Origin of the sequence: Bacillus sp. BD59S (assembly GCF_007363175.1) — a bacterium.
In the GTDB taxonomy this organism is placed as follows: domain Bacteria; phylum Bacillota; class Bacilli; order Bacillales; family Bacillaceae_G; genus Bacillus_A; species Bacillus_A pacificus.
In genome coordinates, this window is the sequence record NZ_CP034686.1 from 1,345,223 (window position 1) to 1,361,157 (window position 15,935).

Consider the following 15,935-nt stretch of genomic DNA (forward strand, 5'->3'; position numbering starts at 1 on the left):
AACATCGTGTTAATAGTGATTAAAATCACAATCTGTATTATACAATTCAGTTAAACTAAAAACAGTTAAGGAAATAGAGGAGTGGGATACAATGTTAAGTGAAAAAACAATTGAAATCGTAAAGTTAACAGTACCATTATTACAGGAAAAAGGCGTTGAAATTACAACGAGATTTTATGAAATTTTATTTTCGGAACATCCGGAGTTATTGAATATCTTCAATCATACAAATCAGAAAAAGGGAAGACAACAACAGGCGTTAGCGAATGCTGTTTATGCAGCTGCAACGTACATTGATAATTTAGAAGTTATTATTCCAGTTGTAAAACAAATTGGGCATAAGCATAGAAGTTTAGGTATTAAAGCGGAACATTACCCAATTGTAGGTACATGTTTACTACGCGCAATTAAAGAGGTTGCAGGTGCACCTGATGAAGTCTTACATGCATGGGGAGAAGCTTATGGTGTCATTGCTGATGCATTCATTAGCATTGAAGCAGAGATGTATGAAGAAGCGGCACATAAAGAAGGTGGATGGAAAGATTTCCGTAACTTTGTAGTTGTTAAAAAAGTGAAGGAAAGCGATGTTATTACGTCATTTTATTTAAAACCTGAAGATGACGGGAAAGTTTCTTCATTCATCCCAGGACAATATGTGACGATTCAAATAAATATAGAAGGTGAAACATATACGCATAATCGTCAATACAGTTTATCAGATGCTCCTGGAAAAGAATATTATCGTATTAGTGTAAAGAAAGAAAAAGGTGTAGATACACCGGACGGTAAAGTATCTAACTACTTACAGGATCATGTACAAGAAGGGGATATGTTACCAGTAAGTGCACCAGCAGGGGATTTCGTATTAAATATGGATTCAACATTACCAGTTGTACTAATTAGTGGTGGGGTAGGGATTACTCCGATGATGAGTATGCTAAATACGTTAATTGAACAAGACTCAAAACGTAATGTATGTTTTGTTCATGCAGCGATAAATAGTAATACACATGCAATGAAAGAACACGTTGAGGCAGTAGGTAATGAATACGAACAAGTGAAAGCATACACTTGCTATTCTGCACCAACTGAAAAAGATTTGGAAATGAAGAACTTTGATAAAGAAGGTTTCATTGAAGCTGAATGGTTAGAAACTATTATCCCGACAACGGAAGCAGAATTTTATTTCTGCGGTCCCGTACCATTTATGAAACATATAAATGCTGCACTAACTGATTTAGGTGTAAAACAAGAGCATATTCATTATGAATTTTTCGGTCCAGCAGCAAGCTTACAATAGATGGAGTTTTGAAGAAGCAAAAAAACGAGGTATTATTTCATCTCGTTTTTTATCCCGCTTTAATGGGCAGTAAGACCCCCACCTCAAAATTCAGCGAAAGCAAAGAAGTTAGGAGGGGGTCGGGCTGCCCCTAAAAGTCCGATTGGTGAGGGCTGATAATCATTGGGGGATGAAGAAAACCCCCAATGATTAAAGTTTCACTTTATTTGTTCTCGTAATAGTCGATTTACCGTTTCGCGGCGTATACCGATGAGCTGACCAATTTCAGTTTGTGTTAATATTTCATATATAGGAATGTCACCTAAATATAGTGTGAACCATTCTTGTAAGCGATGAAGACGTTCTTTTGGAGAGACGGTCGTCAATTGGTCGATACGTTGCTGCATCATTCTTAATTTTGACTGTAATTGCATAGCGATATTTGCATATGATGCAGGGTCCGCTTGAAGTTGATTGTACCACTCATTGCTAATTATAGGTTCAACTTCCGTTTTCATTAAAGCGATTGCTGTACCGTGATATTCCTTCGGTGAAATTAAGGAATGGTGAGGTATCGTTTCTCCTGGAACGATAATGTTGAATAGAAATGGTGTTCCATCTTCTTCTATCCTTACTACTTTTAATAAACCTGTTTTTATAAAATATAAAGGACCGTCCTCACCTTGACGGAATAGTACATCTCCTTTGTGTAGAATCAATGTTAGCCCCCCATTTATTAAACATTTCTATTTCTTTTAGTGTATATGTATAAAGACAATATGCTATTTAAACAGCAATTTCATTGACGAAATATATGCTATTACAGTAGTATACTATTTAGTGTGTAATAGTACTAGCAATGAATACGCTGTAGGGGGTTTAGTATATTGTTAGATGCGATAAAAATGACGGATATGAGAATTCCAGCGAATGCCATCATTCATGTAGAAGAGATGAAAGGTGGAGTCGTGTTATCCGTTGAAGTAGATGGCCAAATTATTTATACGATGGCTTATGATGAAGAAACAGATAGTTATGCTGAATTATATGATCGAAGCGATAAGAGGGCGTGCCAAGTACATGAAGACTTTATGGGATGGTCACTTCTTCACTAAAAAAGATGTCAATATGACATCTTTTTTTATTAAAACGATAGAATATACAAAGAAATGAAATATAAGGATAAAATTTGTAATAAATGATTTTGCATTGTTAGCACTTTGTAACTGCAAGTAAATTATTTTTTCGCTATCATAAAGATAACAGTCGCAGTTATAGGAGTGGTCAACGTGAAGAAAGTACATATTTCCAATTACATGTTATTATGTGTTTGTTTAATTTTATTTGTTCTCTTAGGAGGATTTTTATATTCATGTGTATAAAAAAAACGCATTCTAAAAAGAACGCGTTATAAAAAAGAAGTAATGATTAATCTAGTCCCAAGAATAATTAATGTGATACGTAATAAATTAATTACGGCGTTACCGCTTAATTTTGTATTAATATACGCCCCGATTTTTCCACCAATCCATGCACCAGGAATAAGAATTAATGCGTAAATCCAGCTGACATTTCCAAGGGAGATGTGAGTTGCAGAACTTACAATTGCTGATAGAAATACGATAAACATCGAAGTTGCTACAGCAATATGTGCTGGGAATGCAAAAAGTAGCATCATTGCTGGAACAAGTAAAGCACCGCCACCAATTCCAAATAATCCAGATATAAAACCAACTATAAAGGCGATAAAGATAGCGAGAAGCGGTGGGAATTGATAGTGTACAGTGTTTCCTTCGTTATCTGTAAAAGAGCGCTTGATTACAGTCATATTTGATAAAGAAAGGGGTTTTAATTTGTCTCGTAACATAAGAAGAATGGAGACAAAAATAAGAAAAATCCCAAAATATAAAGAAAATGTATCTTGGTTTAAAAATTTATTTGCCCACGAGCCGATGATACCACCAGGGCCACTCCCGATAAATAAAATAAGTCCACTTTTGTAATCTACTCGTTTATGCTTCATATAAGTAAGGGTGGAAGATAGTCCTGTAAAAACGACTGTTACCATTGAGGTTCCTACTGCAAGTTGTGGTGATAGGCTGTGTAATCCGATTAATAACGGAACAATAATAATTCCGCCGCCAAGTCCGACTAGACTCCCGACTGTCCCGGCGATTAGCCCAATGAAAAGTAACATGATGTATTCCAAAATTGCCAACTCCTCTATATAACTTATCCACCAATTATTATACACGCTTTTTCATGAGAAAAAGCTTTGTTCACAAAAAAGTCGTCTTCCTAGAAAAATAAGGAAGACGACTTTTGATTAAAAGATTAAGTGTAATAAAGAGTAAAATAAAGCAGCTAAAGAAGCTGAAATAGGAAGTGTGATAACCCAAGTAATTAACATGCGTTTTGCAGTTCCCCATTTTACACCTTTTACACGATGAGAAGCACCCACCCCTAAAATAGAAGAAGAGATAACGTGCGTCGTACTAACTGGTAAGTGAATGAATGTTGCACCGAAAATAACAAGAGATGATGATAAATCGGCAGCTACACCATTTACAGGACGAATTTTCATAATTTGTCCACCAACAGTTTTAATAATTTTCCACCCACCGACAGAAGTACCAAGACCCATTGCAATTGCACAAGATAATTGTACCCAGAACGGGATGTCGCTAGAAGTATGATAGTTATTAGCCATAAGAGCCATTGTAATGATTCCCATTGCTTTTTGCGCATCATTCGTACCATGTGTATAAGCTTGTAATGCAGCAGTGAAAATTTGGAATATACGGAAATTTTTGTTCGTCTTCGTTAAATTAAAGTTTTTAAAGACGACTTTAAAAATACTGTATACGATATACCCGATAACAAAAGCGATAATCGGTGAAATGATTAAAGCTTCAAGAATTTTTATGAAACCTTTAAAGTTTAATGAACTAAAGCCAGCAGCAGCAATAGCTGCACCTGCGATTGAGCCAATAATGGCATGCGAAGAACTACTTGGAATACCGTAGTACCAAGTAATCAAATTCCATGCTATCGCCGCAAGTAAAGCTGCTAAAATAACAAGAGAACCATTTGGTAAAGCGAACGGATCAACGATGTCTTTGGTAATTGTTTTTGCTACACCTGTAAATGTCATCGCACCTAAAAAGTTCATAATAGCTGCCATAATAATTGCATGTCTAGGCTTTAGAGCTTTCGTTGAAACAGCCGTTGCAATAGCGTTTGCTGTATCGTGAAATCCATTAATAAAGTCAAAAGCTAAAGCGCAAATGACTACTAAAACGGTCAGTATCAAGAGTGTATCCATGATCAAACTCCTTACGCGTTCTTCATAATAATTGTTTCTAATACGTTTGCAACGCTTTGGCAGCTATCCGCTACTTCTTCAAGCTCTTCGTAAATCTCTTTGTATTGAATGATCTTAATTGGATCCTTTTCACGAGAGAATAAGTGCTTAATCGCATGACGGCGAATATCATCACATTGTGATTCATAATCCTTAATCTTAATCGCATTTGTACGAATGTCGACTAATTTTTTGTTAGACATTAATTCAACAGAGTTTGCAATTTCAATCGCACATTGATTAATTGCCTCTACGAATTTAATCATGTATTCATCAGCTTCTGTAATAGAATACATTTCGAATAGACCAGCACTATGATCTAATCCGTCTAATACATCATCCATACTCATTGCAAGCTGTAGGATGTCCTCACGTTCAATAGGAGTAATAAACGCTTTGTTTAGCTCCATAATGATTTCGTGAATAAATGAGTCACCTTTTGACTCATACTCTTTCATGCGCATAGAAAACTCTTTTAAATCGCTAGCATTTTTAATTTTATACTCCACGAAAAACTGCGCGCCTTCTTTTAAATTTTCGGAAACATTCATTAACATTTCAGAAAATTTATCTTTTTTTGATTTAAAGACCATTATTAGTTACCCCCACAAAAGTAATATATGTAAAATATATTGGCTAGTCAATTCTAACAAAAAACTGTCGTTTTTTAAAACATTTTATCGAAAAGTTTACAAAAACTTAACATAACTCTTATTGTTGTATTAATAATATTAATAATCAATATTGAATATCTTACTTGTAGAATGTCCTTTTCTTGCAAAAAGTATGAATGTGAAAGAAAAGCTTTACACTACAGGAAAGACTACGTTATTATAATAAATTTAAAAGGAGGTATATTCTTCCTTTTGAAAAGAAGAGTGTAAACAAACGAAGGAAGTGAACGAATGAAATTGAAGAACACTCACTTAAAAAAAATGCAGGAGTGGTTCAACAAGAGGAAGAAGCTTCGTAATTCATTAATTGTATTAGGAAGTTTGCTCGCTACTCTATTTATTGCTATAAATATAATAATTTCTATTCAAGACATATCTGAATTAAAGCAAGCTGTTCCGCAGCCGACCTTAATTTATGATGCAAATAATGAAGTTGCGACTAAATTAGCTTCTTCTAAAACAGAAGGCGTAAAAAAGAAAGATATTCCTGATATTATGGTTCAGGCCATTGTTGCAGTAGAAGATAAGGAATTTTTTAACCATCATGGGATTTACTATAGTGGAATTATAAGTGCAGTTTTTAAAAATATTACAGCAGGAGAAGTTGTAGCAGGGGGAAGTACAATTACACAACAACTTGCGAAAAATGTATTTCTGACACAAGACCGCACATACTCTCGAAAAATTAAGGAATATTTTTTAACAAAAAAAATAGAGCGTACGTATACGAAAGATGAAATCATTGAAATGTATATGAACCAAATTTATTTTGGTGAAGGTGCTTGGGGTATAAAAAGGGCAGCTAAATCTTATTTTGATAAAGATGTAAAAGATTTAACAATTTCAGAAGCAGCAACGATTGCGGGCTTGATTAAAGCACCATCTGCGTATTCACCTTATAAAAACTTTAACAAGTCAATTGAAAGACGTAATGTCGTATTAAGTTTAATGAAAGAGCAAGGGTATATTTCGGACGAACAGTATAATAAAGAAAAAGAGAGTGGACTTGTGTTAAAACGTGGCGTTGATGATAAATACAAGGGAAAATACTCTCAATATGTAGACTATATTGTTAGAGAGGCGATGGACAAGTACGAATTAACACAAAATGAAATTTTAGCAGGTGGTTATCGTATTTATACAGAGCTTGATCCGAAAAAACAACAGGCCGTAGAAGACGTTGTGAATAATGATAGTTATTTCAAAGATAGTGGCTCAGACCAACTTATGCAAACGGGTGTAGTTCTTATGAATCCCAAAACAGGTGGTGTACCAGCTTTAGTTGGAGGCAGAGGGCCGTATCAGTTTTTACAGTTTAACCATGCAACCCAATTAAAAAGACAACCTGGCTCAACGTTAAAGCCTTTGGCTGTATATGTACCAGCGTTAGAACAAGGATATGAAGTATACGATATATTAAAAGATGAACCATTTAACATCAAAGAATATAAACCACAAAATAGCGATCATACTTTTCACGGTGATGTGACAATGTATGAAGCCGTAGCAAAGTCGTATAATGTTTCAGCTGTGTGGCTATTAGAACAAATTGGATTAGATAAAGGATTGAAATCTTTAGAGCGATTTGGTATTCCATTAGTGCCAGAAGATCGTACGTATCCGATTGCTTTAGGCGGTATGCATGTGGGAACATCTCCATTTGTAATGGCTCAAGCATACAGTACATTTGCAAATGACGGAGTCCAAGTGGAAGCTCATGCAATTAGGGAGATACAAAATGCTGAAGGTGAAACGCTTGGAAAGTGGTATAAGAAAGAGACACGAGTGACGAGCGAAAAAGTTTCTCAAAAAATGACATATTTATTAAAAGGTGTTGTCGAAAAGGGAACGGGCGAAAAGGCGAAAGTTAATAATGTTGATACGGCAGGTAAGACAGGAACTACTCAAATTGTAAATGGCCCGAGCACCGGTGCAAAGGATTCATGGTTTGTTGGATACACACCAGATTTGGTAGGTGCAATTTGGGTAGGATATGATAAAACCGATAGCGATCATTATGTTCCGGGTGGTAGTCAAATTACGACGACAATGTTCCGGGATATTATGAAAAAAGCGAACGCAAATCCAGCTCAAAAAGCATTTCAGTTATCTCTCATATCTGAGGCTGATTATAAAAAACAATTGACTACAATAGAAGAGGAAAAACGAAGAAAAGAAGAAGAGAAGAGAAGGAAAGAAGAGGAACAACAACGAAAACAAGAGCAACAAGAGTGGCTTGATAAAGTGAAAGAGTGGATTCCTTCATTTTGGTAAAAGAAAGAGGCGAATAACGAAATTCGCCTCTTTTTTTGTACAAAAACAACATAAACTTTTAATCGGTAGAGATTTTTGTCTATCTTCATTAGCTATTAATCCATATCTATTGAGATACATGATATTACTCATTAAGTATAATATTTGTACTGCCAAAGGATTCGGAATCGTATGTGACGATTATTTGGCCTTTACTAATAGGTTCGTAAGGTAATTCTTCTTCGTAATTACCGCTATTTTCATTGTGGATAGAAAGTGTCATTTCATCGATTTTTTTATTTTTATACTGATCTTTAATCGTTTCAGCAATTTGGAGTAACGCCTCGGAACTAGAAGCTTTCGTAATAAGCATCCCTTTTATAACTTTTTTTTCATTCTTTGTGGCATTGGAATAAGGAATGTTGCTTTGTTTCGTATATAGAAGTTTGTATGGAGCAGTTTTTCTCTCTGCTTTTGATATAGTGGAATATTTTAGAGTTAAAAAAAATCCTACACATAAAATAATGCATACCATAAGTGCAAACCAAATGCGTATTAGTGACATAACTCTCATTTTCATCCCTCTTTCATATCTTTGACTTCACTATTTATCATACAAAATGAGGATTAAGTTAAAGTAAATTTGAGGTAAAGAAACGTAAAGAAGGAGCACTTATCCTCCCAAATAAGTGCTCCTTTCTATATAAAGAGAGATTTAATGCATGGTTAAACAATACATACTATTATAAATATACTTATTGAGTGAAAATTAGTAAATTCGGAATACAGATAGTGTTGCAGTTGTATCGCCTGTGTTTGGAATAGAAATAGTGTTTGCTGTAGGTTGTACAGCAATCGTTGTACCAGCTTGTAAAGTAACGATTGTAGAGAAAGAAACAGCACTACCGATAACGTTAGTTGAGAAATTGCGAGTAGGTGGTTGGCCATTGAACGAAATACCAAACCCAAACGGTGAAGATCCTGGGAAAGTTGTAGACGCTGAGAAACTAATATCATATACGCCTGTTTCTAAAATTGTTAAAGTATCTGAAGTATCGTTGAAAGCGATATTAGTTAATTCAAATACTTGGTTTAATTGGATGTTTGTTCCAGGGTATATAGTTTGTGGATTTGAGTTTCCGATTGCCGCGATCGTTACAGGAATTGGTGTACCCGCTGGTCCTTGAGCACCAGTAGCACCTTGAGCGCCCGCCGGCCCTTGAATACCTTGAGGCCCTTGAGGTCCAGTAGCACCAGTAGCGCCAGTTGCTCCTCCTCCAAGGCATCCTGACCCGTATTGAACTAGGATAGTTTGGATCTCTGTTATGAGTTTAACTAGTTTGTCGGTCGTACAACAATCTACTTTGAATAACTTAGCGATATACAATAAATAATTCAGCAGGCTTTGTAGTTCAACGTACAACGCTCCGCATGAGAAAGGTGTTGTTCTTAAAATAGTTAATAGATTAGCAATGATAGAATTTCCAATTTGTCTTTGTGCTGGAGATAAATCTAAGCAATTGAGAAATTTTTGTAAGTTATTTAGGGCAGCGATCAAGTTATCGATATTATTTTGAGAAGGGTTTTGAAAGACAGCTTGAATAGCTTGGCCAAGAACTTGAAGCAGTCTAACGAATTCTGTAAGTTCGGACTTAGAGATGTTAATATGACTGCAAGCTCTGACTTCGCAACAATCATTACCATAAAATACTTTTCCTTTATTTTTATTGTTCATCTTTTCATTCTTTTCTTTCATAGAATGAATAGTCATTACTATATATTAAAATGAAATTTATACTAAATCAGTGCTGGACAAACTACCATTTCTAAAAAAATAAGTAAAATATAGAGAAGGTTTTATATAATGTAAAGAAGAAAAGTTCAACATAAAAAACTGCATGTCAATTGTTGAGGGATTTAACAATTGACATGCAGTTCGTGGATTGGATTTTATTTGTATTGATTTAATCTTTCAAGGGCTGTTTTAGGTAAGATTGGAATTGAAATAGTAAAAGTAGTACCATCTTCATTACTAGTCATTTTTAATGTACCGTTATGATTTTGAATAATTTTTTTCGTTACTGCCAAGCCGAGTCCTGTACCGGAATCTTTTGTTGAGAAGAATGGATCAAAGATATATTCTTGAATGGCTGGTGGAATACCAGTCCCATTATCAGTGAAAGTAATACGAACAAAATTATCTAGACGATAACTAGTGATTTGGATAGAAAGTTTTTTTTCTCCTTGAGCATCGACAGCGTTCTGGAATAAGTTTAAAAAAACTTGCACAAGTTCATGACGATCAATATGAACTAAAATATTATCTAATTCGGTAGAAAAATTATAATCAATTGAAATGTTATGTAAAAAGACTTCGCTAGCTAGTAACTGTTGAATATACTCACGTAAAAATGTATTAATTGGAAAGGGCTCTCTTGTAAATTCGCGTGTTTTTGAAATAGATAAAAATTTTGTAATGATACTATTTGCGCGATCTAATTCAGGAATAAGTAAGTTTTTAAATAGTTCTTTATTAGATGGAGAAACAGTTTCTTGTAAAAATTGTAAATAACCTCGTACGGTTGTAAGAGGATTACGTACTTCATGTGCAATACCAGCTGCGATTCGCCCTGCTAATGAAAATTTTTCTGCATCACGTTCTGTGTTTAAATAATGAAAGACACTAATAACTCTAAAAATTTCTCCGTTATAATCACGAATAATTCGGTTATTTAAAATGCCATAGTTTTTGTCTAAAACTTCTTCATTATATATTTCTGTGCCTGTTCTTAATGTTTCAAGAGCTTTAATTTTTTCTTCAGGTAATTTTAGTAATTGTTGAATTGGCTTTCCGATTATATCATTTCGTACTACACCAAAATCATCTGCCGCAGCCTGATTACATAAAGTTATATTTCCTTTATTATCAACAAAGGTTACATGATGTGAAAAAGCATCAAAAATATGAACAAAGTATGTTTCAAGTTGTTTAAATAAAAATAATGAATCGCAAGTAAGCTGAAAATCAGCCTCTTTATTCTCTTTTTGTATGTTTTGAATAGAATGAGTTGATCTCGTTTTCTTTATTTGTAAACCAATCTGTGGATTTTTATATGTGAAATGATGTGGTAATTGATTCACAAGTTCTTCATAAAAACGTACTTTATTTTCTAATTCTTCTATTCGTTTTTCATGACACACAATATCATCTTTTGGAAGCATAAATAAATAACCCCTCAATTTAAAAATTCTTCCATCTAGTATATCATATTTTTATACGGATACTCTTAAAGAAGGGACTACTTAATGAAATTGATTGGTCGAAGTGTTCAGGAAGTGAGTAGAATGGATAGTAGGTGAAGTTAAAAAGGGAGGAATATATTTGCTTTTCATTGGAGTAACAGGGTGGGGAGATCATGCTTCTTTATATATAGATCCCTATGAAAATAGAAATAAATTACGAACATATAGTGAGTATTTCCCTATAGTAGAAGTGGATAGTTCATTTTATGCGATGCAACCTGCACGAAACTATACAAAATGGGCAATGGAAACACCGAAAGATTTTTCTTTTATCGTCAAAGCATATCAAGGAATGACAGGACATATGAAAGGTGAAATTCCTTTTTCTACGTTCGATGAGATGTTTGATGTATATAAACAATCTATTCTTCCTTTAATTGAAGCTGGTAAATTAAAAACGATTTTATTTCAATATCCACCGTGGTTTGATTGTAAAAAGAAAAATGTAGATTTTCTCCGATATACGAAAGAAAAAATGGAAGGTTTGCCGTGTGCAATAGAATTTCGAAATCAAACATGGTTTTATCCAGAAATGAGAGATAAGACGTTACAGTTTCTAGAGCAAGAGAAATGGATTCATACAATTTGTGATGAGCCACAGGCAGGGATGGGTTCAGTACCACTCGTATTAGAAGTAACGAATGCAGAGATGGTGTTAATACGTTTTCATGGCCGAAATGTTCATGGCTGGCTTGATAAAGGGGAAAATTGGAGAGCGGTTCGTTGCTTATATCGCTACAACAATAAAGAATTAGAAGAATGGGTAGAAAGACTAGAACAATTAAAAAAGAAGGCAAAGGACATATACGTACTATTTAACAATAATTCAGGCGGAGATGCAGCTGATAATGCGAAACAGCTTATGAAAATGATGAACATTACATATGGCGAGCCAAAGCCTGAGCAATTAAATTTGTTTGAGTGATAATAAACAAGAAAGGCACTGTACAAACAGGGGGAATGTACAGTGCCTTTCTATATGAAAAAGAGGGGTAACAATGTTACTGAGCGTTTGGTTGATTCATCAATTGTTGGCTTCGTAATAAATGATAATGGTTATCATTATCATTGTCAATGGTTTTCCTGAAAATAAATAAAAAATTTTTTATGAGGTAGTAACGATAGGGAGATGCCTAATAGAAGTTTGGCTAAAGTAAGGAATTGTTTCGAGGTAGATTTCCGGCAAACCCCTGATAAAGTGAAACTTTAATCAGTGGGGGGGTTGTTCATCCCCCACTGATTATTAGTTGAACCAATCGGGCTTTTACGGGCAGCCCGACCCCCACCTAACTTCTTTGCTTCAGCTGAATTTTGAGGTGGGGGTCTTACTGCCCGTTAATGCGGGATAAAGTATAAAAAAAGAACAGCAATTAATGCTGTTCTTTGCTAGTGATGAATTGTTGTAAATCAAAAGGAGTTATCGCTTGGATAAATTCTTTTGAGATAAGTGTTTGAACAAGAGTACTCTCAGAAATAGAAGCACCTGTTTTCTTTTCATAAGCTTGTTTTAATAAATCAAGTTTTTCAGCCGTTTCTTTCGGTAATTCAATTGTTAAAGTGTTCATAATTTCTCCCCCTTACTATTAGAGTACCACTACAATATAGGAGAGACAAGAAAAGAGAATGTGAAACATAAAAAAGGTTACCATTTATAAATGGTAACCTTTTTTATGTATAAGAGTTATTAAGCAATACCGATATACTTTAAAGTTTTTGATGGAGTACTATGATCAAAGAAGTGTTGTAAAAATGCGATATCAACACCTGATTTGTATGCACAATATCCCCAAGTTTTTCGAAGTGTATGTGAGCTAATCCCTTCTAATCCAACTTCTTTTGCAGCTTTGTTTAAAATGTACCACGCATGTTGTCTCGTAATAGATTTTGTTCCTTTTTGAGACTTTAACAATGGTTCATTACGTTTCCAAGTTTTACGTTCTTTCATATAGTCTTCGATCGCGTGCTGTAAGTCTTCATTTACAGCGAACCATTTATGTTTCTTTACTTTTTCATTGTAAAATAAAATGGAATGGCGAACATTTTCATTTTCATCGATTACATCACTAACTTTTAATTGTAAGATTTCGCTTACTTTTAAGCCAGAATTTACAGCTAATACGAATAATAAGCCATCACGTTTCGAAGATTGTAAAAGTATATTTTTGATAGTTTCTAATTGTTTTTCGTTTTGAATAGGTTGTCCTGCTTGTTTCATTTCACGCACTCTCCTCTTTTATATGTGTAAAGGAAAGGATTAACTTGTTTCTTACTATAAAGGGAGAGTGTGAATTTCATGTGAACTCCTAGTGAAATTAAGACAAATTATTTGACTTCTTTTACTTTTTGTAAATTAAAGTAGAATACAACACTATTAGTCGTATTATATACACCGTACTCGGCATGGTGGAGGTCTAAAATATTTTTAACAATAGATAATCCAAGACCAGTACCACCAGTATGACGGCTACGCGATGCATCTAAACGGTAGAAACGATCCCAAATTTTTTCAAGACTTTCTTCTGGAATAGGGTTTCCTGTGTTTTCGATTTCAACTTTTACTGTATCTTCCATTTCCATAACGGAGACTTGTATTTTTTCTCCATCTGGTGTATAGCGAATTGCATTGCTAAGTAAGTTCACAACTACTTGCTCAATACGACTACGATTCGCTTTCACAAATATAGAAGGATCTACATCTATATTCACTTGTAAATGCTTTTCCTCCATGCTAAATAATAACTTTGTATAGACTTGTTGAATTAATTCACCAATTGAGAACGTCGTCATATCTAGTTTGTACGTACCTGATTCTAATTTTGCTAATTCTAACATTTCAACAATAAGTCTGTTCATGTTTTCTGTTTCTTCTAAAATAACATCTGTGTAATACGTCGTATCTTTACTAACGCCATCTTTAATTCCCTCAGCGAAACTTCTAATTACACTGAGCGGTGTTTTTAATTCGTGTGATACACCAGAAATGAATTCTTTTCGCGTTTTTTCTAATTGACGTTCACGTTCAATATCTTGTTGTAATTTTGTATTGGCAACATTTAATCGATCGATTCGGTCTTTTAAATTTACAGATAACGTATTAATACTACCGGAAAGCCCTCCAATTTCATCGTCTGCTGTTACAGGTAATTTCTCGCTAAAATCAAAATTGGCCATTTTTTTTGTAACACGATTCATTTTAATTAATGGTTTCACAATGATTTTTGAGTAGTAGAAGGATAATAAAATAATTACGAGAAATACGATGATTAAGGCATAGACATAATAATCTTTCAAAACAAGCATCGCTTCATTAACAGGTTGCAAGGATGCTATCGCAAAAGCATATTCTGTAATCTCTCCATTTTTCATAATAGGTTTTACAAAGATACTATTCTTTATATTCTCCCCGCTATCTATTATATAAGTGTTTAATTGCTGCGAGTTAGCAGTACCATTTCTAATAAGCTCTGCAAAATATTGAACGGCTTGCAATGTTTCAATATCATTTGCAAGACGAACCTCAGTTCTCGATGGAAGCTGTAACTTAGAGATCGTACCAGTAAACTCAATTTGAGTAACAGTTTTGTATCGGTTTGTAAGTCTATTTTTAGAAGGGTTACCATTAATAGATGAAAAATCTGAATTGGTATATTCGTTTTGCCATCGATTATAATTTGTTGTCAATTTTATTGGTGTTATTGTTTTGTTTTGTAGCAAACCGACGACGTTTATCACATCGTCTTTTTTCAATCCTAAGTTTTCAAATTTCTTATATTCTTCGGGTGTTAAAAGATTATTGAGCGGAATAGAATATGTCTCATTATTTTTAGGATTAAATACATCAATATAGTAATTGTTGTCGCTTTTAATAATGCCATTCGTATTTAAAAATTGCATGTCAGCATTTGTTTTATCATGAAATTCTTGTTTTAGTTTTCGAATTTCTTCATAAGTTTTCCCACTTTTTTCGTACGTATCTACGAACTTTTCAAAAGCAGTTTGAACTGTTTTTACTTTTTTATTAATATAAAATTTCTCTAAAAATAGAGATTGTCCTAGGAAAAATAGGAGGAATATGATTGTAAATAATGTTGATGTTAATAAAAATAGTTTAAAGACGATACTTCTGTTTTTCACTGCGTCACCTCTTGTGAGAAATACTGTAAATGATTTCTTTATTATAACAAACGTTACAAAAAAGTAGAGGAGAAAATCTGTCTCTTCTGGAAGTAGTTTTTAATAAAAAGTCATATAAAAAGAACTCGACAGACGTATGACGAGTTCTTTAATGTATTATTGTTGAATTGCTGCATCTAAAGCGATTTCAATCATTTCGTTAAATGTAGTTTGACGCTCTTCAGATGTTGTTTCTTCACCAGTGAAGATGTGATCGCTTACTGTTAATACAGATAACGCATTTACACCGTATTTCGCTGCTAATGTGTAAAGCGCAGTTGTTTCCATTTCTACTGCTAGTACACCGTAATCTCCAAGCTTTTTAACCATGTCCATGCTTTCGCGGTAAAATACATCTGCTGTTAAAACGTTACCAACACGAACGTGTAAGCCTTTTTCAGTTCCAGCATCGTAAGCTTTCTTTAGAAGGTCGAAGTTTGCAGCTGGTGCAAAATCAAATCCTGGGAATGTTAAACGGTTCATATTAGAATCCGTACAAGCTGTCATTGCAATAATAACGTCACGAACTTTTACGTCTTTTTGAATGGCACCGCAAGTTCCAACGCGAATTAAATTTTTAACTCCGTAGCTTTGGATTAATTCGTTTACATAAATAGAAATAGAAGGAACACCCATACCTGTACCTTGCACAGATACACGTTTTCCTTTATAAGTTCCAGTGAAACCTAACATACCACGCACGTTATTATAGCAAGTAACGTCCTCTAGAAATGTTTCAGCAATATATTTTGCACGCAATGGATCACCAGGTAATAGAATAGATTCAGCGATTTCGCCTTGTTTTGCTTCAATATGTACACTCATGAAAAGTCCTCCTTATAATGTATTGATAGAAATCAATATCATTTGCATTATACACTACGCATTA

General features: G+C 34.2%; 15 protein-coding genes. 4 read left to right on the forward strand and 11 right to left on the reverse strand.

Going from position 1 to position 15,935, the window contains the following annotated elements; translation table 11 throughout:
* Positions 1-91: 91 nt before the first annotated feature.
* Entirely contained in the window at positions 92-1,300 is a 1,209-nt protein-coding gene (gene hmpA, locus EKQ63_RS08920; protein WP_088328143.1) for an NO-inducible flavohemoprotein, read from the forward strand.
* A 197-nt stretch (positions 1,301-1,497) separates the two neighbouring features.
* On the opposite strand, the gene EKQ63_RS08925 is transcribed toward hmpA, so the two are convergent.
* Positions 1,498-1,998, reverse strand: a complete 501-nt coding sequence (locus EKQ63_RS08925; RefSeq protein ID WP_087951823.1) for a Crp/Fnr family transcriptional regulator — start codon at positions 1,996-1,998, stop codon at positions 1,498-1,500.
* A gap of 168 nt (positions 1,999-2,166) precedes the next feature.
* Between EKQ63_RS08925 and EKQ63_RS08930 the strand changes: the two genes are divergently transcribed.
* Positions 2,167-2,394, forward strand: coding sequence for a hypothetical protein (locus tag EKQ63_RS08930; RefSeq protein WP_087951824.1), 228 nt, complete (start codon positions 2,167-2,169; stop codon positions 2,392-2,394).
* Positions 2,395-2,687: 293 nt separating this feature from the next.
* Here EKQ63_RS08930 and EKQ63_RS08935 read toward each other — a convergent pair whose 3' ends face one another.
* The 3 genes from EKQ63_RS08935 to EKQ63_RS08945 form a co-directional block, all read right to left on the reverse strand.
* Positions 2,688-3,488 (reverse strand): sulfite exporter TauE/SafE family protein, encoded by an 801-nt coding sequence (locus EKQ63_RS08935; protein ID WP_000455758.1) that lies wholly within the window; start codon positions 3,486-3,488, stop codon positions 2,688-2,690.
* Between the two features lie 117 nt (positions 3,489-3,605).
* A complete protein-coding gene (locus tag EKQ63_RS08940) occupies positions 3,606-4,604 on the reverse strand; it encodes an inorganic phosphate transporter (RefSeq protein WP_000380267.1) in 999 nt (332 codons plus the stop codon).
* An 11-nt stretch (positions 4,605-4,615) separates the two neighbouring features.
* Complete coding sequence (locus EKQ63_RS08945) at positions 4,616-5,236, reverse strand: DUF47 domain-containing protein (RefSeq protein ID WP_000231448.1); 621 nt, start codon at positions 5,234-5,236, stop codon at positions 4,616-4,618.
* A gap of 312 nt (positions 5,237-5,548) precedes the next feature.
* On the opposite strand from EKQ63_RS08945, the gene EKQ63_RS08950 reads away from it, so the two are divergent.
* Positions 5,549-7,591, forward strand: coding sequence for a transglycosylase domain-containing protein (locus EKQ63_RS08950; protein ID WP_000769283.1), 2,043 nt, complete (start codon positions 5,549-5,551; stop codon positions 7,589-7,591).
* Between the two features lie 124 nt (positions 7,592-7,715).
* On the opposite strand, the gene EKQ63_RS08955 is transcribed toward EKQ63_RS08950, so the two are convergent.
* The 3 genes from EKQ63_RS08955 to EKQ63_RS08965 form a co-directional block, all read right to left on the reverse strand.
* A complete protein-coding gene (locus EKQ63_RS08955) occupies positions 7,716-8,144 on the reverse strand; it encodes a hypothetical protein (protein WP_087951826.1) in 429 nt (142 codons plus the stop codon).
* A gap of 195 nt (positions 8,145-8,339) precedes the next feature.
* Entirely contained in the window at positions 8,340-9,326 is a 987-nt protein-coding gene (locus tag EKQ63_RS08960; RefSeq protein WP_173601333.1) for a Gly-Xaa-Xaa repeat protein, read from the reverse strand.
* Between the two features lie 194 nt (positions 9,327-9,520).
* Entirely contained in the window at positions 9,521-10,792 is a 1,272-nt protein-coding gene (locus EKQ63_RS08965; RefSeq protein WP_087951828.1) for an ATP-binding protein, read from the reverse strand.
* A gap of 160 nt (positions 10,793-10,952) precedes the next feature.
* Here EKQ63_RS08965 and EKQ63_RS08970 point away from each other — a divergent pair, with 160 nt between their 5' ends.
* Positions 10,953-11,798 carry a DUF72 domain-containing protein gene (locus tag EKQ63_RS08970; protein ID WP_087951829.1) on the forward strand — a complete coding sequence of 282 codons (846 nt, stop codon included), beginning with the start codon at positions 10,953-10,955 and terminating at the stop codon, positions 11,796-11,798.
* 445 nt (positions 11,799-12,243) lie between these two features.
* Here the strand turns inward: EKQ63_RS08970 and EKQ63_RS08975 are convergent, their stop codons facing one another.
* The 4 genes from EKQ63_RS08975 to deoD all read right to left on the reverse strand — a co-directional run bounded on the left by EKQ63_RS08975 (position 12,244) and on the right by deoD (position 15,871).
* On the reverse strand, positions 12,244-12,438 hold the full coding sequence (locus EKQ63_RS08975; RefSeq protein ID WP_001094859.1) for a DUF3924 family protein: 195 nt from the start codon (positions 12,436-12,438) through the stop codon (positions 12,244-12,246).
* Positions 12,439-12,557: 119 nt separating this feature from the next.
* Complete coding sequence (locus EKQ63_RS08980) at positions 12,558-13,088, reverse strand: tyrosine-type recombinase/integrase (RefSeq protein WP_000806236.1); 531 nt, start codon at positions 13,086-13,088, stop codon at positions 12,558-12,560.
* Between the two features lie 107 nt (positions 13,089-13,195).
* Positions 13,196-15,007, reverse strand: coding sequence for a sensor histidine kinase (locus EKQ63_RS08985; protein WP_087951830.1), 1,812 nt, complete (start codon positions 15,005-15,007; stop codon positions 13,196-13,198).
* Between the two features lie 156 nt (positions 15,008-15,163).
* On the reverse strand, positions 15,164-15,871 hold the full coding sequence (gene deoD, locus EKQ63_RS08990; RefSeq protein WP_000110707.1) for a purine-nucleoside phosphorylase: 708 nt from the start codon (positions 15,869-15,871) through the stop codon (positions 15,164-15,166).
* Positions 15,872-15,935 lie beyond the last annotated feature (64 nt).

What these genes read in the sequence shown, in the direction of transcription:
- hmpA (WP_088328143.1), top strand. Translation starts at nt 92, where the DNA reads ATGTTAAGTGAAAAAACAATTGAAATCGTAAAGTTAACAGTACCATTA.
- EKQ63_RS08940 (WP_000380267.1), bottom strand. Translation starts at nt 4,604, where the DNA reads ATGGATACACTCTTGATACTGACCGTTTTAGTAGTCATTTGCGCTTTA.
- EKQ63_RS08945 (WP_000231448.1), bottom strand. Translation starts at nt 5,236, where the DNA reads ATGGTCTTTAAATCAAAAAAAGATAAATTTTCTGAAATGTTAATGAAT.
- EKQ63_RS08950 (WP_000769283.1), top strand. Translation starts at nt 5,549, where the DNA reads ATGAAATTGAAGAACACTCACTTAAAAAAAATGCAGGAGTGGTTCAAC.
- EKQ63_RS08955 (WP_087951826.1), bottom strand. Translation starts at nt 8,144, where the DNA reads ATGAGAGTTATGTCACTAATACGCATTTGGTTTGCACTTATGGTATGC.
- EKQ63_RS08960 (WP_173601333.1), bottom strand. Translation starts at nt 9,326, where the DNA reads ATGAAAGAAAAGAATGAAAAGATGAACAATAAAAATAAAGGAAAAGTA.
- EKQ63_RS08965 (WP_087951828.1), bottom strand. Translation starts at nt 10,792, where the DNA reads ATGCTTCCAAAAGATGATATTGTGTGTCATGAAAAACGAATAGAAGAA.
- EKQ63_RS08975 (WP_001094859.1), bottom strand. Translation starts at nt 12,438, where the DNA reads ATGAACACTTTAACAATTGAATTACCGAAAGAAACGGCTGAAAAACTT.
- EKQ63_RS08980 (WP_000806236.1), bottom strand. Translation starts at nt 13,088, where the DNA reads ATGAAACAAGCAGGACAACCTATTCAAAACGAAAAACAATTAGAAACT.
- deoD (WP_000110707.1), bottom strand. Translation starts at nt 15,871, where the DNA reads ATGAGTGTACATATTGAAGCAAAACAAGGCGAAATCGCTGAATCTATT.